23 protein-coding genes are annotated in these 20932 nt (G+C 42.0%); 13 read left to right on the top strand and 10 right to left on the bottom strand.

Features of this window, described 5'->3' with window-relative positions; all coding sequences use genetic code 11:
• Positions 1 to 37 precede the first annotated feature (37 nt).
• The 3 genes from MKY11_RS15975 to MKY11_RS15965 are packed head-to-tail and all read right to left on the bottom strand — an operon-like array spanning position 38 to position 3661.
• Complete coding sequence (locus tag MKY11_RS15975; RefSeq protein ID WP_135226260.1) at positions 38 to 1159, bottom strand: Ger(x)C family spore germination protein; 1122 nt, start codon at positions 1157 to 1159, stop codon at positions 38 to 40.
• Positions 1156 to 2250 carry an endospore germination permease gene (locus tag MKY11_RS15970; RefSeq protein ID WP_008347081.1) on the bottom strand — a complete coding sequence of 365 codons (1095 nt, stop codon included), beginning with the start codon at positions 2248 to 2250 and terminating at the stop codon, positions 1156 to 1158. The genes MKY11_RS15975 and MKY11_RS15970 overlap by 4 nt, the downstream gene beginning before the upstream one ends.
• Complete coding sequence (locus MKY11_RS15965) at positions 2237 to 3661, bottom strand: spore germination protein (RefSeq protein ID WP_008347079.1); 1425 nt, start codon at positions 3659 to 3661, stop codon at positions 2237 to 2239. The genes MKY11_RS15970 and MKY11_RS15965 overlap by 14 nt, the downstream gene beginning before the upstream one ends.
• Before the next feature lie 113 nt (positions 3662 to 3774).
• Between MKY11_RS15965 and MKY11_RS15960 the strand changes: the two genes are divergently transcribed.
• Together MKY11_RS15960 and fumC are read left to right on the top strand one after the other, a co-directional pair.
• Entirely contained in the window at positions 3775 to 3942 is a 168-nt protein-coding gene (locus tag MKY11_RS15960; RefSeq protein WP_017359274.1) for a YvzF family protein, read from the top strand.
• An 87-nt stretch (positions 3943 to 4029) separates the two neighbouring features.
• Entirely contained in the window at positions 4030 to 5424 is a 1395-nt protein-coding gene (gene fumC, locus MKY11_RS15955; protein WP_017359275.1) for a class II fumarate hydratase, read from the top strand.
• Positions 5425 to 5536: 112 nt separating this feature from the next.
• Here the strand turns inward: fumC and MKY11_RS15950 are convergent, their stop codons facing one another.
• Positions 5537 to 6415: a TetR/AcrR family transcriptional regulator gene (locus MKY11_RS15950; protein WP_017359276.1), complete on the bottom strand. Its 879-nt coding sequence runs from the start codon at positions 6413 to 6415 to the stop codon at positions 5537 to 5539.
• A gap of 192 nt (positions 6416 to 6607) precedes the next feature.
• Between MKY11_RS15950 and spxO the strand changes: the two genes are divergently transcribed.
• A complete protein-coding gene (spxO, locus tag MKY11_RS15945) occupies positions 6608 to 6772 on the top strand; it encodes an anti-adapter protein SpxO (protein WP_096881830.1) in 165 nt (54 codons plus the stop codon).
• A gap of 20 nt (positions 6773 to 6792) precedes the next feature.
• On the opposite strand, the gene MKY11_RS15940 is transcribed toward spxO, so the two are convergent.
• Both MKY11_RS15940 and MKY11_RS15935 read right to left on the bottom strand, forming a co-directional pair.
• Positions 6793 to 8124 carry a HAMP domain-containing sensor histidine kinase gene (locus tag MKY11_RS15940; RefSeq protein WP_058336905.1) on the bottom strand — a complete coding sequence of 444 codons (1332 nt, stop codon included), beginning with the start codon at positions 8122 to 8124 and terminating at the stop codon, positions 6793 to 6795.
• Positions 8121 to 8795 (bottom strand): response regulator transcription factor, encoded by a 675-nt coding sequence (locus MKY11_RS15935; RefSeq protein WP_072367965.1) that lies wholly within the window; start codon positions 8793 to 8795, stop codon positions 8121 to 8123. Before MKY11_RS15935 ends, MKY11_RS15940 begins: the two co-directional genes overlap by 4 nt.
• Before the next feature lie 337 nt (positions 8796 to 9132).
• Here MKY11_RS15935 and MKY11_RS15930 point away from each other — a divergent pair, with 337 nt between their 5' ends.
• Entirely contained in the window at positions 9133 to 10503 is a 1371-nt protein-coding gene (locus MKY11_RS15930) for a trypsin-like peptidase domain-containing protein (RefSeq protein ID WP_017359279.1), read from the top strand.
• Between the two features lie 41 nt (positions 10504 to 10544).
• On the opposite strand, the gene MKY11_RS15925 is transcribed toward MKY11_RS15930, so the two are convergent.
• The gene (locus MKY11_RS15925; protein WP_342501595.1) at positions 10545 to 11387 is read right to left on the bottom strand and encodes an oxidoreductase; all 843 of its coding nucleotides are present in this window, start codon (positions 11385 to 11387) and stop codon (positions 10545 to 10547) included.
• 113 nt (positions 11388 to 11500) lie between these two features.
• On the opposite strand from MKY11_RS15925, the gene MKY11_RS15920 reads away from it, so the two are divergent.
• The 3 genes from MKY11_RS15920 to MKY11_RS15910 all read left to right on the top strand — a co-directional run bounded on the left by MKY11_RS15920 (position 11501) and on the right by MKY11_RS15910 (position 13247).
• Positions 11501 to 11947 carry a YusW family protein gene (locus MKY11_RS15920; RefSeq protein ID WP_171465740.1) on the top strand — a complete coding sequence of 149 codons (447 nt, stop codon included), beginning with the start codon at positions 11501 to 11503 and terminating at the stop codon, positions 11945 to 11947.
• Positions 11948 to 12092: 145 nt separating this feature from the next.
• Entirely contained in the window at positions 12093 to 12923 is an 831-nt protein-coding gene (locus MKY11_RS15915) for an ABC transporter ATP-binding protein (protein WP_008347057.1), read from the top strand.
• A 72-nt stretch (positions 12924 to 12995) separates the two neighbouring features.
• Positions 12996 to 13247: a YusU family protein gene (locus tag MKY11_RS15910; RefSeq protein ID WP_017359282.1), complete on the top strand. Its 252-nt coding sequence runs from the start codon at positions 12996 to 12998 to the stop codon at positions 13245 to 13247.
• Between the two features lie 31 nt (positions 13248 to 13278).
• Here the strand turns inward: MKY11_RS15910 and MKY11_RS15905 are convergent, their stop codons facing one another.
• Genes MKY11_RS15905 through MKY11_RS15895 form a run of 3 tightly spaced genes read right to left on the bottom strand, consistent with a single transcriptional unit; the run spans position 13279 to position 14038 of the window.
• Positions 13279 to 13626: a spore coat protein gene (locus MKY11_RS15905; protein WP_060832634.1), complete on the bottom strand. Its 348-nt coding sequence runs from the start codon at positions 13624 to 13626 to the stop codon at positions 13279 to 13281.
• A 12-nt stretch (positions 13627 to 13638) separates the two neighbouring features.
• Positions 13639 to 13890 (bottom strand): hypothetical protein, encoded by a 252-nt coding sequence (locus MKY11_RS15900; protein ID WP_060698253.1) that lies wholly within the window; start codon positions 13888 to 13890, stop codon positions 13639 to 13641.
• 10 nt (positions 13891 to 13900) lie between these two features.
• The gene (locus MKY11_RS15895; RefSeq protein WP_008347049.1) at positions 13901 to 14038 is read right to left on the bottom strand and encodes a YuzL family protein; all 138 of its coding nucleotides are present in this window, start codon (positions 14036 to 14038) and stop codon (positions 13901 to 13903) included.
• Between the two features lie 199 nt (positions 14039 to 14237).
• On the opposite strand from MKY11_RS15895, the gene MKY11_RS15890 reads away from it, so the two are divergent.
• From MKY11_RS15890 to MKY11_RS15865, 6 genes are all read left to right on the top strand, one after another.
• Positions 14238 to 16625, top strand: a complete 2388-nt coding sequence (locus tag MKY11_RS15890) for a 3-hydroxyacyl-CoA dehydrogenase NAD-binding domain-containing protein (RefSeq protein ID WP_342501594.1) — start codon at positions 14238 to 14240, stop codon at positions 16623 to 16625.
• Positions 16626 to 16637: 12 nt separating this feature from the next.
• Positions 16638 to 17813 carry an acetyl-CoA C-acetyltransferase gene (locus tag MKY11_RS15885; protein ID WP_058336902.1) on the top strand — a complete coding sequence of 392 codons (1176 nt, stop codon included), beginning with the start codon at positions 16638 to 16640 and terminating at the stop codon, positions 17811 to 17813.
• A 14-nt stretch (positions 17814 to 17827) separates the two neighbouring features.
• Positions 17828 to 19609: an acyl-CoA dehydrogenase family protein gene (locus MKY11_RS15880; RefSeq protein ID WP_024719779.1), complete on the top strand. Its 1782-nt coding sequence runs from the start codon at positions 17828 to 17830 to the stop codon at positions 19607 to 19609.
• Positions 19610 to 19719: 110 nt separating this feature from the next.
• Positions 19720 to 20076: an arsenate reductase family protein gene (locus MKY11_RS15875; RefSeq protein ID WP_008356673.1), complete on the top strand. Its 357-nt coding sequence runs from the start codon at positions 19720 to 19722 to the stop codon at positions 20074 to 20076.
• A 66-nt stretch (positions 20077 to 20142) separates the two neighbouring features.
• Positions 20143 to 20526 carry a glycine cleavage system protein GcvH gene (gene gcvH / locus MKY11_RS15870; RefSeq protein ID WP_008347039.1) on the top strand — a complete coding sequence of 128 codons (384 nt, stop codon included), beginning with the start codon at positions 20143 to 20145 and terminating at the stop codon, positions 20524 to 20526.
• A gap of 44 nt (positions 20527 to 20570) precedes the next feature.
• Positions 20571 to 20807: a YusG family protein gene (locus MKY11_RS15865; protein WP_008347037.1), complete on the top strand. Its 237-nt coding sequence runs from the start codon at positions 20571 to 20573 to the stop codon at positions 20805 to 20807.
• The last annotated feature ends 125 nt before the right edge of the window (positions 20808 to 20932 follow it).

Here is a 20932-nt window from a genome sequence, read left to right as displayed (position 1 = left end):
GATTGACACCCTTTTTTTCTTACCATTTTAACATACTCTATAAGGATTGTGTTGCGCCCTTAGTCCCGAAGTCACGGATTTTCACATTTACCTTGTAACGAATATCGGATTCACTAAAAATGTCATCCCAATGTTTTGCTTCTTTTCGGAATTCCTTCGGATAGGCAATACTCGCTTTTTGATAAAATCCACAAATATCTGCTTTGATCTCATGCTGTAATTCCCCGATAAAATCTTTTACATTTTCCTCAAGTCGATGTGCCACGACTTTCTCAATTTCTTGGAGGTATTTTTCATTAAATGAATTTTCCCGTTCATTCCAATCCTCAGACAATCTTCCATCAAGCTCCACTGACACATCAAATTCATATTTGCCACTGGCTGTTTTATGGGTGTCAATGTTGTGTTTGATTTTAAAGATCTCAAAAGAATAAATGCTATGTTCATATTGGAATTCAATCACTCCGCCTGTTGCATCTCCAGTCAGCAGGTTGTAGGACTGCACCGCTAAAGGAGAGATGTTGGTGAGAAATCGTTTGTTCTGAATAATCGAGGCACCATCCAGCATTAATTTGCCCTGACTGACACTGACTTTCGGAATGGCAAAGGATACGTTGTTTTGCATAGCAGAAGAAATATCTCCTAAGGAAACGGGCTTGAACATACGAATGGTCGTTTTTGTATTCGAAGAAATATCGTATAAGGTGGAAGCGGCAGGCTGGCCGTCGTCATTGATTTTCAGCATATCTCCAGGCTTCTCAGAGGCCATAAAGACAAGGCTTCCTCTTCGTGTTTCATTGTCCCGAATGAATTGATTGATGACCAAATCGAAATTATTTTCATTGATAAGGTCTTGAGAAAACAAATAAACCCTCAGCTGCTGAGCAAAAATGCGGTGTGTTTTTAGGGCCGTCGTACGAAAAATTTGGTGTATGGAATCACCGCTTGTCTCAATAATCTTCGTCGGATCTTTCACGCTTGATTCTTGCTCAATTTTTTGCGGAACGAGCACCTGCATAGACAGCTTCAATTTATGTCCGCCATCTCCTTTATCTACAGCAAATCCAATTGCCATGTTGAGCTCCTCGATATTTGTACTATCCCAGCACCCGCATAATAGAATCAGTGAGAAGAGCGCAAGAACCGCTTTCTTTTTCATGCTGTTTTCCGCCTCCTTTTGAAAAATACGATGATAAATAAAAGAAACGGGAGTATACCAAATAGAAGAAAGAACAAGTTGTTTACGTAGGTTAAATAGTCTCGGACCGTATCAACATCTTTTGGGAAAAGAGCAGCAAAGAAGATCACAATGCCCATCAAGGCGAGCGCGATTTTTTTAGGGAATTTAGTCAATTTGATGACTCCTATCGTAGCAAAAAACGTATATCCTACAAAGCTCGTATAAAGCTGGACAAGCCAAACAATCAGCAAAAAGGATTCAATCCGTTCAATAAAAATCCCCTGAATATCAAATGATTGAAATAAGGCAATGGTCGGCCACGTCAGAGTCGCCGTTTCTTTCACCGTGAGCGCACCAACCACAAGAATATAGGTGAAAATATAGATGATCGCAGGAATCAAAAAGCCGATGGAGCCATATGCAAAAGTGTGTTTTTGCGTATTCATATAGGCAGGCATGAAAAGCATCATTTCAATGCCGACAAACGAAATGGCCGAAGCATTCAAGGAATTGAAAACAGGGGAAATGCCCTCTCCTAAAACTGGCCGTAGGTTATCGAGCTTAAACTCTTGTACACTAAGTCCGTAGGCTACAAATAAGATGATGAGTGTGACAATCAGAAAAAAAGGGCACAGCCGGGCAAAATCACCAATCCCCCCAATCACAAGGTAAAAACCAACCAAAATAAAGCTGATCATCGTCACGGCTACAGGTGTGTTTTGAAGTAGAAAGAATTTCACCATCTCAGACATGGCTCGTACTTCATAGCTGGCAACGCCGAGAAAGTAAATAATAATCAACAGGTTGGCAAGTGAGCCAATCCATTTCCCAAGTCCTTCTTTTGTATAGTCATAGTAGGAAGAAAAGGAGACCTTTTTCATCATGAGCACATTGACAAAAATGAACACAATGTATATCACACTCATGAGTAAGAGTGCAATCCAGCCGTCAGGTGTAGGCGCAGCTTGAGCCATTGATCTTGGCAGAATCATCATACTTGCGCCTAGTGTGGTATTGGCGATAATGGCACTTGCCTGATAGCTTGTGATCGACTCTTTATGATTGACCATGTCGTTCCCCTTTCTTTTGATTTTTCAAAGGCAATCTGATGATGGAATTGTCCTCATTTTTATAACTGAACACAAAATCTGGTGAAAAATATGGGGTGCCAAAGCTTTTTTGTCTTGTCAAATGAGTGAGTAAGACGAGCATAAACAGGACAAGTCCATATAAACCGAATGCAGCTGCAGTAAACATGGACACAAAGCGAAGGACACGAAATGATATCCCCATTCCATATTGAGGAAAGGTAAAGGATGCAAGTGCAATGACGCTGACAATAATGACCATAATGGAGCTGACGATATGGGCTTGTACGGCTGCCTGCCCAATGACAACACCGCCCACAAGTCCGATTGTTTGTCCAAGTGGATTAGGAAGCCTTAACCCAGCCTCTCGCAGCAGCTCAATGGTCATTTCCATGATGAGTGCTTCCACAATAGGAGGAAAGGGGACATTCTCTCGTGTGCTTGAGATGGAAATAGCTAAAGTTGTGGGCAAAAGGCCTTGATGGAAGGACACAAGGGCAATATAAATGGCTGATAAAAACAATGTGAGAAAGATGGACGTAAAACGTAGCAAACGAATAAGAGAGGCGGCGATCCATCTTTCATAATAATCATCAGGTGACTGCATAATCGTCGCGAGGGAAGCAGGCACAATTAAGATAAAAGGCGAATGATCAACAAAGATGGCGACGCGCCCATTGTTTAAAGCAGATGCCACTTTATCAGGCCGTTCTGTGTTTTGAATTTGCGGAAAAGGAGAATACACATTGTCTTCAATGAGCTCTTCAAGGACGCCAGAGTCTTGTATATCATCAATGGTGACTTGTTTGAGACGCTTTTTTACCTCTTTTAAAACAGAGGGCTCAACGATACCGTCAATGTACATGATCGATACTTGGGTGTATTTCTTTTCGCCGATTTTCATGTCTACTGTTTTGAGATCAGGGTTTTTCAAACGCTGTCTGACGAGAGCTAAGTTCGTGTTGATATCTTCAATGAAACCAATCTTTGGTCCTCTTACGACGGTTTCAGATGTAGCATCTCCTAAATTACGTTTCTTCGTTCCATGTGTTTCTAAAATATAAGCGTGCTGAAATCCATTAATCAGTACGACACAATGTCCTTGAAAAATAGCATCTACTAGTTCTTCAGAGGTTTTTACCGTACGGGTAGTCATCATCGATAAATTGGATTCTAGCTTCTCTTTTGTTAGAGAGGCATGATCTTGCAATAGTAGCTTTAAGAAGGTTTGAATCTGCATCGCTTCGTTCATTTCTTTAATGTATAAATAGTAGACAACCTGTCCATGAGGCAATGTTTTTTTCTCATGGATCAAATCATCCATGTCCTTTAACTGAGGGAGAATGACAGAGAGATTATCGTATAAGTGCTCTTTCAATGGAGTTTGATTCAAATGGATCACCCGCCTCAATTTCTTTTTCTTAGCATTACCTGCTTGAAAAAACAATATTCTGTGTTACATTATTTTGTGGTATATGAAAGAATCACGGTGTTGGAGGAAAGAAGATGGCGCAAATTCGTTTAGCAGGAACAAAAGAGGAGATCGACCTTATTCTACAGTCGTTTGACAAGCATTATGAGGTGACTTATACGTCAAAAGATTACGGAAAAACAAATCCAAAATACAAATATTCCAAAGATGTTCGTGTTTATATTGAACTAAAATTAAAATAAAGATAAAATTTTAATTGAAAACGCTTAAAGGATTTTTGTTTTTTGTATAGAATAGAGTTGAGTGATGAAGCTATGGAGGGATACATAATGACAGAATTTAGAATCGAAAAAGATACAATGGGCGAAATCAAGGTGCCACAGGACAAGTTCTGGGGTGCACAAACACAACGAAGCAAAGAAAATTTCAAAATCGGTTCTGAGAAAATGCCAAAGGAAGTTGTGAATGCGTTTGCAATTTTGAAACGTAGCACAGCGATTGCGAACGAACGTCTAGGCAACTTAGAAAGTGAAAAAGCAGAAGCGATTGCTGCTGTATGTGATGACATCATCAGTGGAAAGTATGACGAGCATTTCCCGCTTGTTGTATGGCAAACAGGAAGTGGAACACAAAGTAACATGAACATGAACGAAGTCGTTGCAAATAGAGCAACTGCTTACTTGAAAGATAAAAATAGTGAATTCAGCATTCATCCGAATGACGATGTCAACCGCAGCCAAAGCTCAAATGATACATTCCCAACGGCTATGCACGTGGCAGCTGTTTTAGCTGTGTACAAAAAGCTATTGCCTGCGATTGACCAGTTAAGAGCGACGCTTGATGAGAAAGCAAAAGCATACCAAGAGATCGTGAAAATTGGCCGTACGCATTTGCAAGATGCAACACCTCTTACAGTGGGCCAAGAGATTAGCGGCTGGGTGTACATGCTTGATCGTTCAAAAGAAATGATTTTAGAATCTACTGAAAAAATGAGAGAACTTGCCATTGGCGGAACAGCTGTTGGTACGGGAATTAACGCACATCCTGAGTTTGGTAAATACGTGGCAGAAGAAATCAGCCAGTTAACAGGTCAAACGTTCAATTCTTCACCAAACAAATTCCATGCGCTGACAAGTCATGATGAAATCACATATGCACACGGTGCGCTTAAAGCTCTTGCAGCTGACTTAATGAAAATTGCCAATGATGTGAGATGGCTTGCAAGTGGTCCTCGCTGCGGAATTGGTGAATTGATCATTCCTGAAAATGAGCCAGGCAGCTCCATTATGCCAGGAAAAGTCAACCCAACTCAAAGTGAAGCTTTAACAATGATTGCCGCACAAATCATGGGGAATGATGCAACAATCGGTTTTGCCGCAAGCCAAGGAAACTTCGAGCTGAACGTATTTAAGCCGGTCATCATCTATAACTTCTTACAGTCGGTTGAATTGCTTGCTGACGGTATGAACTCATTCCATGACAAGTGTGCCGTTGGAATTGAACCAAACCTAGAAACGATCGAGAAAAACCTAAACAATTCATTGATGCTTGTGACGGCACTCAACCCGCACATCGGATATGAAAATGCAGCAAAAATTGCGAAGCTTGCGCACAAAGAAGGATTAACACTAAAAGAAGCTGCCCTTCAATTAGAACTATTAACAGAAGAGCAGTTTGAAGAGTTTGTGAAACCAGAAGAAATGGTGACACCGAAAGCAAAATAAGACACCAGAGGCCTCTGTGCCTCTGGTTTTTTATGGAAACTCCCTGAAATCACAGAAAAGAAGTTTGATTGTTTGTCACAATCATAAACCCAGGGCAACCAAGCCCTGGGTTTTATAAATGATCTTCTTTTAGAATGCGTAATAAGGAGCCTGAGACCGGCTGAAGTGGTGTGTATAATTTCAATTGGTAAAGCATGCCTTTGACGATGACTTGTCTTGGTTTTTGTTTGTTTAACTCATTTTCTAAAATGCCAAGCGCTTCAAATAAATCTGGCTCGTCTTTTACTTCATAATGTGCTTCTGCCAGTTCTCTTAATTCTTTTAATAGTGATTCTGTGAGCGGGTCAAATGATCGTTCATAAATCGGGCCGAACCAGTCGCTTGCTTGGTCCACAGAAATGAGTGGATGGTCATTTCGCTTCATCATACCGCCCATTAGATCATCGATACGGTGAATCATTGTTGCGGCAAGCTCCTCTGCTTCGAGCTGAAAATCATATAAAATGGCAAGCTCAAAGTAAACGTGACTCATGCCCTCAATCGTTAAACATAGATCAGCCATATAAGGAATGGCTGCATCTCCATACACTTGCTTAATGTTATCAATATGCAACTGAATCGTCGCAAGTCGAATTTGCTTTGCGAGCTGCTGCGTTTCTTCGTTCAATGGGAGCGCCCTGTCGCTTAGCTGCATTTTAATAAAATCTTTTTGCTGCAAAATATTATCGTAATAGACAGTGAGCTGTTTCCGGTAGGCCTCTTTTGGTGTGCCGCCCTCTGTTTGAACCTCGTGAATCCGGGTAAATACCTTATCGTAATAGTAATGCAAGATCGAAATAAGCAGTGCTTCCTTCGATTTGAAATAAAGGTAAAACGCACCCTTTGACATGTGGCATTCATCTGCAATTTCCTGAACAGACGTTGTATTATAGCCTTTGCTGGCAAATAACTTCATACCAGCCTCAATAATCATTTTTTCTTTCTTTTTCAATATGAATGTCATCCTTTCTTACCGAGAGACAAATGTCTTAGGAAACGTGCGCAAAGAGATGTGACTTATTGGTCATAAACGACAAAACTTTTCAAAAATTAATCAGATTGTAACTTGTTTTTTACAGTGTAATTCTTTATATTATAAAGTAAGGTGACCAACCGGTCAAAAAATGTGAAAGGATGATGTTCCATGAGAGAAATTGATGATATGATTAGACGCTTGAAAACAAAAGGAATTCAAGTAGAAAAAGTCAAAATGCCGAAAGAGACAACCATTGAAAAGAAATGGATGTATCAAGCTGGCAAGAAAATCAAAGCCACATACCGTGATTTCAATGGGTATTCATTCATCTAAAAAAGACTGCGGTGTAAAACCTACAGCCTCTTCTTTGGAACAGTGATCGTATAGCGTACACCTAGTTCATCATTTTCAATTGATATGGACGCTTGATGCATTGAAAGAATTCGTTTGACAATGCTTAATCCAATGCCGAATTCGCCCTTTTTTCCCTTACTAAAAGGTTCGTATAGGCTGGATAGCATGTGTTCTTCAATTGGAGGGCCATCATTACGAATGACGATGCGAATTTGTTCCTCTTCCTGCTTCATATGAATATCAATTTTATTTTTTGCGTAGCGAAGTTGATTTTCTAATACATTTTCAAATAGTTTGCTCCATTGTTCTGGATCGCCTTCAAGTGCAGCCTCATCATCTAAGTCCACGTTCCACTGCAATTCATTTTTCGACCAGCGTAAACGGTCAACCACTTCCAGCATTGTATTACTCACAAGGAAGGGAGAATGCGCCGGATGTTGTTTTGATAAATAATCAAGCTTTGTTAAATACAGCAAATCTTTGATTTTCTTCTCAAGCTTTTCCGCTTCGCCTTCAATCACTTCCACCGTTTGTTCAAGATCTCCTTTAGGGAAAATTCCATCTTTAATAGACTGCGTATAACCGCGGATGACCATCACAGGTGTTTTTAAGTCGTGTGATATATTTTGCAAAAGCGTTCGTTCTGTTTCATCCTTTTGAATGAGCTTTTGTCTCATTTCTTCAATCGTATGCCCCAGTTTGCCAATTTCATCTTGCCGGTCAACAATCACAGGATCGTCCCAGTCTTCTTGTGCAATGCGCTTGACGTGCTTTTCAAACGCGACAATTGGACGTGATAAGTAGCGGGCGAGCCAAATCGATGGAATCCAGCTTAGTAAAATAACCGTTCCTAAGATGAAAATCAGCTGTTTAAACAGTGTAAAGGACAAGTCATCTCGATAAGAATCGGGTGCATATGACAAGAGAATATATTGTGTATTGCCTGTTGAGACTTTTTTGATCACAAAAAAGATATGCTGACCATTCACTTCTTCAGAATAGCGTTTTGTTGCGCTTTTTTGTTTTTTAACAAAGGACTGCACTTTTTCAATAAAGGCATGCGGGAAAAACTGAGCCATTTGATTTAATTCATCTGACGGAATCAGAATGTGCTGAACCGAGCGGTTTTCTGGTGTCGACTTTGGTGAGCCGTCTCGATTCAGAGGGTATTCTGTTAACACTTGCTGCTCGTTTTCGATGTTTTTATAAATTTCATTCGTAAAGAAGCTGCGTAATGTATTTGAAAATAAAATGATCAGGACAATCGAGATGGTGAGTAAAATGCCAGAGATGACAACCCAAATTTGAAAAGCGAGTGGTTTGTTCTTCATCCTTTTAGCATCCTATAGCCAAATCCATAAATGGTCTCGACTTTTAAGTCAGGCATTTTTTTGCGCAGCCGTCTGACAAGATCATCGACCACACGATCTGTCCCGAAGTAATCGTGCCCCCAGATCTTGACGAGGATATCTTCCCGGGAAAAGGCATGTCCTTGATGATGGGTAAATAAGAGCAGCAAATCAAATTCCTTAGACGTTAAGTTAATCAGCTGATCTCCTTCATACACCTCTCTTACGTCCTCATGAATGATATAGGAAGAAACGGGTGTGACGCTTTGCTGCGGTGTGTCACTGTTTTTATATACAAGCTCCAGCAGCTTTTGCACACGGATGATCAGCTCGCGCGGAAGAAAGGGTTTCGCAATATAATCACTGCTCCCGAGTTCTAAGCCAAGCACACGATCAATATCTGCATCACGTGCCGAAATAAAAATGACCGGTACGTCAGGCGAGGCTGCTTTGATTTCTTTAATGAGTGTGTAGCCGTCTGTATCAGGCAGCATAATATCTAAAATCCATAGATGCGGGGGCTTGTTCATTGCTTCGCGTGCCGCTCCTCCGGTTAAAAAAGAGGACACATTCCAATTTTCACTCTCTAAATATTTGGTTAACAGTTCATTTAAATTCTGCTCATCTTCAACTAAATAAATGGTGTACGACAAAGTCTTCCACATCCTCTCAACGTCATTATAACGGGATACAAAGGCGGCATGTCAACAATCACACGCTTTTTTCACAATTTCACATATTCTTCTCATCATTATCCCATAATGTTTGTTTATGATAAGCTCAAGGGAAAAAAGGGCATAGACAAAAGGCTAATGAATAGGTGCTGTTCACCAATGTGCACACCTTGCTTTTTTTCTATGAATAAGTATTATATAATTTGACATATTGTCATAAAGAATTTTTCAATGATATTGCCATTAAGAGGACATGAGTCCTGTCTAGACATATGAATGAAGCATTTCATGAAAATGATGCAAAGGAGTGCAAGCGATGGATTTCCGAAGAGAAGATGAAGAGAAAAAGATGAATGATCAAGAACACGCACATCAAGAGAATGAGAAACAAATAGAAGAACCAGAAAAAGAGAAAGAACTCGTTTTTCACCATCATGAAAACGAAGCATCTGCCTCTCAGGAGAGGGTGTCAAACGGGTCTCCTCAAGTGATTGATGACCGTTCGTCTAAAAAGGAGAAAAAACGGAAGGCTGCATGGCTGAGTCCGATTCTTGGAGGGATTATTGGTGGCGGTCTTGTGCTTGGCATTACACCGCTTTTACCGCAGTCACAAGATACAGCGGCAAACACTCAAACCCAAACAGCATCAAGCGAACCGGCTTCATCTGAAAATTTCTCAACAAAACAAATCACCAATGCGACGAATGTTGCTGATATGGTAGAAGATTTAGAGCCGACGATTGTAGGGGTTTCAAACTATCAATCTACACAAAACTCGTTCGGTCTTAGCGGTGATTCAACTGAAGCAGAAGCTGGAACGGGTTCTGGTGTCATCTTCAAAAAAGATGGCAAAAAAGCATACATTATCACAAATAACCATGTAGTCGAGGGTGCCAATAAATTAAAGGTCACACTATACGATGGAAAAACAAAAGATGCGAAGCTTGTCGGCAGTGACGTAATGACAGATTTAGCTGTCGTGGAAATAAATGCTGACGGCATTGATAAAGTTGCAAGCTTTGGAGATTCTTCTAAGCTTCGGGCTGGAGACAAAGTCATCGCAATCGGGAACCCGCTTGGTGCGCAGTTCTCTGGTACAGTAACAGAAGGGATTATTAGTGGTCTCGATCGTACCGTTGAAGCCAATACATCATCTGGAACTGTTGAGATGAATGTGCTTCAAACAGATGCAGCCATTAACCCTGGAAACAGTGGCGGTCCGCTGATCAATACAGACGGTCAAGTCATCGGCATCAACAGTTTGAAAATTAGCGAAAGCGGAGTAGAATCACTCGGATTTGCGATCCCAAGTAACGATGTAAAACCGATCGTAGATCAGCTGTTGAAAAATGGAAAAGTCGAACGTCCTTACCTTGGCGTACAAATGATTGACCTTGAGCAAGTGCCTGAAACGTATCAGGAAAATACACTTGGCCTATTTGATAAACAAATCGGTAAAGGCATTTATGTAAAAGATGTTTCAAAAGGATCTCCTGCACAAAAAGCAGGCTTGAAGTCTGGAGATGTCATCATCAAGTTCAAAGGAAAAGATGTAGCGAACAGCTCACAGCTGAAAGAAATCCTTTATAAAGAAACAAAAATTGGCGATAAAACAACAATGACTGTCATCCGTGATGGAAAGAATAAAAATCTTGATATTACCCTTGGGCAGTCTGATAACGAATAAAAGAAAACAGGTGGATAATCGATCCACCTGTTTTTTTGTGCCTATTTTTTTGAAGATAGTGTCCGTAAAATAATGTTTTCCCATACATTCCAAGGCAAGAGCTGCTTTGCTATGAATGAAAGCCGAACACCTTTCCCGACAAGATACCTTAGCTTCTTTAGCCGCTTCTTCTCTGCAAGCGAAACCACAAGCTCTGCAACTTCGCCGGGATCTCCATAGTTGTTTTTTTGCGCCTCTATATAGGACATCATGTTTTCATAAATAGTTGTGTATTTAGAACCTGCTGCGGGTGGTGTCATTTGCTCATTCATGGAGGTGTTCCAAATGTTCGTTTGGAAAGAACCCGGCTCAATCAAAACGGCTTGAATGCCAAACGCAGCCAGCTCAATTCGCAAACTCTCTGTATAGCCCTCTAGCGCAAACTTTGACGATACATATGGAGAGAGTGCGGGCATTCCCATGAGTCCGCTGATACTGCTCATATTGAATATTTTTGCACCGCTCGTCATCAACGGAAGGACTGCTTGTGTCATTTCCATCACACCAAAGACATTCACTTCAAATTGCTCACGGTACTGATCAACAGGCACCTCTTCAGCAAAACCAGCATAGGCCGTTCCCGCATTGTTCACAAGCAGGTGAATGGGAGCATAGGCATTAAGCCTTTTCTGAAATGCTTGAATGGACTGTGTATTTGTCACATCTAATGCTTCAATATGTATCGATTCGGATAAAGCGGCGTTCTTTACTTCTTCGGCAAGCTTTTTCGCATTGGTTTCCTGTCTTACGCCAGCAATCACAGTGTACCCTTGCTGAGCGAGGCGCAGTGTGATGAGCTTTCCGAAACCGCTGTTGGCACCAGTCACAATGGCTGTTTTATTCATCATCCGGTTCTCCTTTTTGTTTTAATCTACCATAGTCTGCTGTTTTATTGAATAACGAAAAGGGGCTTGGAGAAGAATAAAAAACGATGCTATGAAATAGGAGGAAATACATGATGTGCTGGAAGAAGGCGGGACTGCTAGGAGTGCTGTTCTTTATGCTGTCTGGCTGTCGTTCAATCGAACCAATACAACATCCGCATGAAGCAGAAGCTGAAAGTCTGTCAGCTGTTCAAATGAAGGAACTGCCATTTCAGCATTTGCAATTGCACGTACAATATGGACAAAAAAGCGAATTATATGAAGCTACCTATCGTCAAGCTGGTGGAAGAGAAGAAGCACTAATTCGAGATCATATGAATGGTGTCCGCTATGAAGGAGAAGAAGCTTTACGTGAAATGAAGATGAAGCTCAATGATATGTCGATTCCTAGTGCAAAGCTGAATGAAACATATGTCAATGAATTATTATCTGCTTTTAATTTAGATGATGATTATCAGCGGATACGAGTCGATATCAAGCTCGAAGATGGGACAAAACGTGCATTCGAAAAGAAAAAGTAAACGAGACTTTCTCATTTTTTAATTGAAAATGATTTTCAAGATCACTTAAATCTGATACACTAAATTGAGATAAGTGATCTTTGACGTCTACATAGACGATATTCAATATAAAAAATTTGGATGAGAAAAGGAGCGTTTGAGCGGAATGAGTGCCATTTCTACTGAAGGTTTAAGCTTAGGCTACGGAGAAACAATGATCATAGACGAACTAAATGTATCGATCCCTAAGGGTGAAATCACAGTATTTATTGGCAGCAATGGATGCGGTAAATCCACGCTACTTCGCTCTTTGGCCCGTCTCATGAAGCCAATGGGTGGTTCTGTCCTGCTTGAAGGTCATTCCATTGCCAAATTACCAACAAAGGAAGTGGCGAAACAGCTCGCCATTCTTCCGCAAGGACCGGAAGCGCCAGAAGGGTTAACGGTACATCAACTCGTCAAGCAAGGGCGATATCCTTATCAAAATTGGCTGAAGCAATGGTCAAAGCAAGATGAAGAAGCGGTAAATCGTGCACTGAAGTCAACGAAGATGGAAGACCTTGCTGATCGAACGGTTGATTCATTATCAGGTGGACAAAGGCAGCGTGCATGGATTGCGATGACATTGGCACAGGAGACGGATATTATTCTATTAGATGAGCCAACAACGTATTTAGACATGACGCACCAAATTGAAATCCTGGATCTTCTTTTTGATTTAAATGAAAAAGAGCAGCGCACGATTGTCATGGTTCTGCATGACCTCAATCTCGCTTGCAGATATGCGCATCACCTTGTGGCCATTAAAGACAAGTCAATTTATGCAGAAGGAAGACCGGAAACTGTCATTAACTGTGATCTTGTGAAAAATGTCTTTGATATGAACTGCCAAGTAACAACAGATCCTTTATTCGGAACACCGTTATGTATTCCGCACGGCAGAGGACGCTGTATTGTCCAACAGGCACAAGCTGAGACATTTCTTGCTGCAAGATAATCGTATGTGAAAAGCCTGACATCTGTTACACGCAGAGTCAGGCTTTTTTCTGAAAAAAGGAGCGGAATACAAATGGGAAATGAATTAGATGAAAAGCTCGAAGGCCTGCTTGATAAATATACAGAGTTGCTGCTTGGTGAAACGAATGAGGAACTGAAAAGAGATGTCTCGCAGTGGATCATCTATTCTCATATTGCCAAAAGCATGCCGCCTTTAGCCAAGCATTTTAATGACACGTATCCAGAGGCAAAAGAAGACATCAAAGAAACGATTCAGCGGATCAAGCAATTAAATGAAGCTCATCGTGCCAATAAAGACCGTTAAAAAACTGCCAGTACGAGCTGGCAGTTTTTCTTTATGACATGGGTGATGATCCGTACGGTGATTGATCTGTCAGTGTTTGCTGGAACTTCTGATGTGCCTGCTGGAGCTTCTGCTGGTCAGCGGCTTCGACAGAGTACCAGCCATATTGGAACATGACATCATATAAATGTCTTTGCGTTTTTTGTGTTTCTAGCGCAATTCGCTGAATATCTTGGTAAAGAGATTCATGGCTGAATTCATTGAGCGCTGTGTTATATCCGCTTGTCATATATTTTTCAGTCGACAAAAGGTCTGTGACAAAGTCTCGATCGTTCATGTTTGTCGTTGTTGGAACCGGCGTTTGTGGATTCCCGATTTTTTGTTGGTTTTGCTGTTCCATGTCTGTTACCTCCTATTGCATAAAGCCAGAAGACTGGCCTTGCCCTGAGCTGCCTAAATGTTGAAGTATTTGTGTGTAATGCTGATGGTGCATTTGACCAACTTGATTGAGTTCTTGTTTCAATGTTTGGTCCTGACAATGCTCAGCCATAAAGTGGGCCTTTTTCATCGCGATCAAATTCCAGTTCAGCATATCCTCTAGGTACAAGGAATCCTTTACTGAAATTACCTGTGGGGGCATATTCATTTGCTGGTTGTTCAAGATGTGTTCCTCCTTACGATTTCTTTTTATATTGCTGATTTTGACTGGTCTTTTTACCGCCTAGGTCTGCTTCTTGTGATGGACCTGCGTTTCCTTTCACACTTGCAGCACTTACGCCTGCTTTTGATGGGTTCTTTTGCAAACGAGACATGTGGACATCACCTCCATTCTTACAATTCCCCCTCGTCTTTAATTCATACGCTGTAAAGAAAGACGCATGAGAATGTGTAAATTTTTGAAATCTGCTATTGAACTGTTTCGGAAAATCTTTTAAGATAAAGAAAGAGGCATTGCTTTTTTTTGGACAAAAAATGAATGACTGTTCATTCAAAATGTTTAGGGGGATATTTATGGGCAAACATATTCGCAAGGCGGCTGTCATTGGTTCAGGTGTCATGGGCTCAGGCATTGCTGCACATCTAGCCAATATCGGGATACCAGTAACATTGCTAGATATTGTGCCACATGAACTGACAAAGGAAGAAACGGCAAAAAAGCTAACGCTTGATCACCCTAGTGTTCGGAATAGATTAAGCCAAGACGCAATGAAAAAATTGTTAAAGCAAAAGCCAGCACCTCTTACTTCAGCCAAAAACCTATCATACATCACACCCGGAAATCTCACAGATCACCTTTCCTTATTACACGATGCTGACTGGATCATTGAAGTCGTCACTGAAAAGCTCAGCATTAAACAACACGTATTCTCTCTCATCGACGAACACCGCAAAGAAGGCAGCATCGTATCCAGCAATACATCCGGTATTTCTGTTGAAAAAATGGCAGAAGGCCGATCAGCTGATTTTAAACGCCACTTTTTAGGCACTCACTTTTTTAACCCAGCTCGTTATTTAAAGCTGTTAGAAGTAATTCCTATTCAAGAAACAGATCCAGAAGTACTCTCATATATGAAAACATTTGGTGAAGATGTACTTGGCAAGGGTGTGGTCGAAGCAAAAGATACACCGAACTTTATTGCCAACCGAATTGGCACTTATGGGCTTCTTGTCACAGTGCGTGAAATGCTTGAGAACAAATATACGATCGGAGAGGTCGATTCTGTCACAGGTCCACTCATTGGCAGACCGAAAAGTGCGACCTTCCGCACACTTGATGTGGTGGGACTCGACACATTTTCTCATGTAGCCCGCAATGTGTATGAACAGGTAGAAGGAAAGGAAAAAGATATTTTTCAGCTGCCTGAGTTTATGGAAAGAATGCTCGAAAAAGGGTGGATCGGCAGCAAAGCAGGGCAAGGATTTTATCAAAAAAACGGAAAGACCATTTTAGAGCTTGATCCTGTCACACTCACATACGGAGAACGGACAAAGCTGAAGGATCCGGGCATTGACATTGCCAAGCAGCAAAAGGGGACAAAAGCGAAATTGAAAGCGCTTATTTATCAAGATGGCCGTGCTGGGCAATTGCTTTGGAATATGACCGCACCTGTTCTTCTTTATTCAGCTCATCTAAAAGGCGACATTGCGGATGATATTCAGTCCATCGATAACGCCATGAAATGGGGATTTGGCTGGCAGCATGGTCCGTTCGAGCTGTGGGATGCGATTGGCGTAAAAAAAGCCGTCAGTCGAATGGAAGCGGAAGGGCACAGCATCCCGACCTGGGTGCGAGATATGCTTTCACAAGGACATGACACATTCTATCAAGAAAATGCCGAAGGAGACCGTGCATTTTATCAGAATGGTGCTTATGAACAGGAAAAGGGAAACGACAAGAATATTTCGTTAGCTAGATTGAAAAAGAAACACGATGTCATTTTTAAAAATACAGGTGCAAGCTTGATCGATATCGGGGATGATGTTGCCTTGCTTGAATTTCATTCGAAAAGTAATGCCATTGGGCTTGATGTCATTGATATGATCAACCGTGCTGTAGATGAAACGGAAAAGAATTATAAAGGGCTGGTCATCGGTAACCAAGGAAAGAACTTCTGTGTTGGTGCGAATCTCGCCTTAATTTTAATGGAAGCACAGGACGACAACTTCTTTGAAATTGATTTTGTCATTCGCAGGTTCCAGCAGGCGATGATGAAGGTGAAGTATAGTGACCGTCCAGTTGTGGCTGCACCATTTGGTATGACACTTGGCGGAGGGACGGAGCTTTGTCTACCAGCAGCCGCTATCCAAGCGTCCAGTGAAACGTATATGGGGCTTGTCGAAGCGGGGGTCGGACTCATACCGGGCGGAGGCGGAAACAAAGAACTCTATATTCGCCATCTGCAAGGAGCGGAAAAGCCATCAGCAACTGCAATCCAAGATGCTACGCTACAAACCTTTGAAGCCATTGCGATGGCAAAGGTATCTACATCAGCAGAGGAAGCGCGTGATATGAAGATGCTCCGAGTGAATGACCGGATCAGCATGAATGGTGATCATTTAATCCATGATGCGAAACAACTCGTTCTTTCTCTTGATGAAGCGGGTTATCGTGCACCTCTGAAGCGAAAGGTGCCCGTGATGGGGGAAACAGGCTACGCAGCAATGGTGCTGGCTGCTGAAAACATGAGATTGTCTGGATACATTTCAGACCATGACATGACCATTGCGAAAAAACTAGCGCATGTCATTTCTGGCGGCAAATTGCCATTTGGTACAGAGGTGGATGAACAATACTTATTAGAGCTTGAAAGAGAAGCCTTTTTAAGTCTTGTAGGGGAAGTCAAATCTCAGGCACGCATGCAGAACATGCTCGTTAAAGGAAAACCTTTACGTAACTAGGGGGGAGTCAAAATGAGAGAAGCAGTGATTGTAGCTGGCGCAAGAACACCAGTAGGGAAAGCCAAAAAGGGATCATTAAAATATGTCAGACCTGATGATATGGGCGCATTGTGTGTAAAAGAAACGCTAAAGCGTGCCGGTGATTATGATGGAACAATCGATGATTTAATCATCGGATGTGCGACACCAGAAGCAGAGCAAGGGCTGAATGTGGCCCGGAATATTGGGGCGTTAGCAGGTTTGCCATATACAGTACCTGCTATCACCATTAACCGCTATTGCTCTTCTGGTCTGCAGTCAATTGCTTATGCAGGTGAACGAATTATGCTTGGGCAGGCAGAAACCATTTTGGCCGGAGGCGTCGAATCGATGTCGCAAGTCCCAATGATGGGTCACTCCATTCGTCCAAACGCTCTTTTGGCAGAGCAAGCGCCTGAATACTATATGAGCATGGGCCACACAGCGGAGCAAGTGGCGCAAAAGTATCAGGTCACAAGGCAAGATCAAGATGCTTTTGCGGTGAGGAGCCATCAAAAGGCAGCAAAGGCACTTCAAGAAGGGAAATTTTCAGATGAAATTGTTCCCGTTGATGTGACAGAAAGACGGGTAGGAGAGCAGAATCAACTAGAAGAACGCCAATTTACGTTCTCACAAGATGAAGGTGTCAGAGCGGGCACAACAGAGGAGGTTCTCTCAACGTTACGACCTGCCTTCTCAACAAAAGGCACAGTGACTGCAGGAAACTCTTCGCAGACGAGTGATGGAGCGGCATGTGTCATGATGATGGATCGCGAAAAAGCATCTTCTCTTTCTCTTCAGCCGCTCGCCAAGTTCAGAGCGTTTGCTGTTGGTGGTGTACCACCTGAAGTCATGGGAATTGGGCCGGTTGAAGCCATTCCGCGTGCGCTGAAAATCGCTGGTCTAGAGCTGAAGGACATCGGGCTGTTTGAATTAAATGAAGCATTTGCTTCTCAGGCGATTCAAGTCATTCGTCATTTAGGGATCGATGAAGAGAAGGTAAATGTCAACGGCGGCGCCATTGCATTAGGACATCCGCTAGGCTGTACAGGAACGAAACTCACGCTGTCCCTCATTCATGAAATGAAACGGCGAAATGAACAATTTGGTATTGTGACGATGTGTATCGGCGGGGGCATGGGAGCAGCAGGCATTTTTGAATTGATCTAAAGGGGGAAAACAGGATGAAAGCAATGGAAGAAGTAAAAAAGGGTGGCAGTTTCTTAATTGATGAGACGAATTATGAGCATATCTTTACACCAGAGGATTTCTCTGATGAACATCAAATGATCGGGAAAACAACAGAAGATTACATTTTACAAGATGTCGTTCCGCACATCGATCAAATTGAAAATCATGAATTCGAGCATTCTGTTCGTCTCTTGAAAAAGGCTGGAGAGCTTGGCCTGCTTGGTGCTGATGTTCCTGAGGAATTTGGCGGGCTTGGGCTAGATAAAATCAGCTCAGCCATCATTACTGAAAAATTTGCAAGAGCAGGCAGCTTCTCTCTTTCTTACGGCGCCCATGTCGGGATCGGTTCTTTGCCGATCGTGCTATTCGGCAATCAAGCGCAAAAGGAAAAGTACCTGCCAGGACTCGCCTCTGGAGAAACAATTGCGGCATATGCCCTAACAGAGCCAGGGTCAGGTTCTGATGCGCTAGGTGCGAAAACAACGGCAGTCCTGAATGAAGCTGGAACACATTATGTCCTCAATGGGGAAAAACAATGGATCACAAACTCCGCATTTGCCGATGTGTTTGTCGTGTATGCGAAGATTGATGGTGAACACTTCTCTGCTTTCATCGTAGAAAAGGATTTTCCTGGAGTCAAAACAGGACCTGAAGAGAAAAAGATGGGCATTAAAGGGTCATCGACGAGAACGTTAATCCTTGAAGATGCCGAAGTGCCAAAGGAGAATTTGCTTGGTGAAGCAGGCAGAGGTCATGTCATTGCTTTTAACATTTTGAACATTGGACGCTATAAGCTGGCTGTAGGGACAATCGGAGCATCAAAACGAGTCATTCAATTATCGGCAGAGTATGCCAATCAGCGTAAGCAGTTTAAAACACCAATTTCTCAATTTAGCTTAATTGGCGAAAAAGCAGCCAACATGTCGGCAAAACTTTATGCCATGGAAAGTGCTGTATACCGCACAGTCGGGTTATTTGAACAAAGAATGGGTCTGTTAAGTGACGAGGAGCAAAAGGATGGGAAACAAATTGCGCAATCCATTGCAGAATATGCGATTGAATGCTCTCTTTGTAAAGTGCTTGGCTCTGAAACGCTCGATTATATTGTGGATGAAGGTGTGCAGATTCACGGCGGATATGGTTTCATGCAAGAATACGAAGTCGAAAGAGCCTATCGCGACTCACGAATTAACCGTATTTTTGAAGGAACGAACGAAATTAACCGATTGCTTGTGCCAGGCACCTTCTTGAAGAAAGCGATGAAAGGAGAGCTTCCGCTTCTTCAAAAAGCGCAAACCCTACAGGAAGAGCTGATGATGATGATGCCGGAAGAGCCGGGTGATCAGCCGCTTGATCAAGAGAAATACTTACTTGCCCATGCGAAAAAGATCGCCTTGATGGTGGCAGGTATGGCAGCGATGAAATATGGGAAAGCATTAGACAAAGAGCAAGAAATTCTTGTGAATATAGCAGATATCGTCAATGAACTCTTTGCTGCTGAGTCGGCGGTCTTGCGTACGGAAAAAGCAATCGCTGCATCAGGCGCAGAAAAAAATGCACAAAAGCTTGCGTATACACAAATTTTCACGCAGGAAGCCTTTTTAAAAATTGAAGCTCATGCGAAAGAATCATTGATTGCCATGGAAGAAGGAGATTCACTCCGTATGAGTCTGTCAGCCCTTCGCAAGCTGACAAGATTCACGCCAATGAATGTCATTGCGAAAAAGCGTGAGGTGGCGAAACGAATCTTTGAAGCAGAGAAATATATCGTATAAGACGGCTTAAAAGGTGCGGATATCATGCCGCACCTTTTTGTAAGCATACATTTAGGTTTTTCATATGTTTTGTGATAAAATGTTGTCACTATTTGCAGGAGGTGAAAATGGTGGCTTTAGATTTTTACGAATACCCATCTTGCGGTACATGCCGAAAAGCAAAGAAATGGCTGGAAGAACACAATAAAGACATCAACAGCATACATATCGTCGAAGAGACGCCTGATAAAGAAACATTAAAAGCCCTTTACGAAAAAAGCGGTTTAGAGCTGAAGAAATTTTTTAATACGAGCGGTCAGAAATACAGAGAGCTGCAGCTGAAAGATAAACTTCCTGCAATGTCAGAGGACGAGCAGCTTGAATTACTTGCGTCTAACGGAATGCTAATCAAGCGTCCAATTACAACAGACGGCAAACGAGTGACAGTTGGATTTAATGAAGATACATTTAAAAGCGTCTGGAAATGATGTAACTTTCATTCAGATTGTGGTATCTTCAATATAGATTGTAAGAAAAGACTGGAGGGGTATGAAATGAGCACACCAAAAGATTTACGTTATTCAGAAGAACACGAATGGGTCAAAGTAGAAGGAGATAAGGTGCGTATCGGTATTACGCATTTTGCTCAATCTGAGCTAGGCGATATCGTGTTCGTTGAGCTTCCTGAAGTAGGAGACAAAATTACAGCGGACGAGCCTTTCGGAAGTGTAGAATCAGTCAAAACAGTTTCTGAACTATACGCACCGATTAACGGCACAATCGTTGAAGTAAACGATGAGCTTGATGACAGCCCAGAGTTCGTCAACGATTCTCCATACGAAAAAGCTTGGATGATCGTAGTAGAGCCAGCGGATGCATCTGAAATCGAGAACTTAATGACTGCTGAGCAATATGAAGAAATGACAAAAGAAGACTAATTCATGTGAAATTGGACACTCTACCTTTATGGGGGGTGTCCAATTTGTCTTTTCAAAAAGAACAGGTGGATATAACAGAGCATGTCACTGGACGATTCAAAGAGAGTGGCATGGTGCTTTACCATCAAAACGAAGAGATTGGTACGATGATTAGTGAAAATCAATATGAATTAAAATCAGGTTATTCCTATGATCAAAACCGTTTTTATCGTCTGTCAGATACATTGACCCATGGGACTGAAAAATATGTAGACTGTGACGATGAAAATGGCTGGTGCTGATCACAGATAAGGCTGCAGTGAGTGCTGCAGTCTTTTTGTTGATCAATTGCCCAATCTTTACAACCTGAATGAAAGATTGTAATCTAAGGAAGAAGTGAATCAACGTCAAAAGGGCCGGGTGATCG

Origin of the sequence: Bacillus sp. FSL W7-1085 (assembly GCF_038595035.1) — a bacterium.
In the GTDB taxonomy this organism is placed as follows: Bacteria; Bacillota; Bacilli; order Bacillales; family Bacillaceae; genus Bacillus; species Bacillus altitudinis.
The sequence above is the reverse complement of the archived record's forward strand: the minus strand, read 5'-3'. Positions and strand labels throughout refer to the sequence as shown.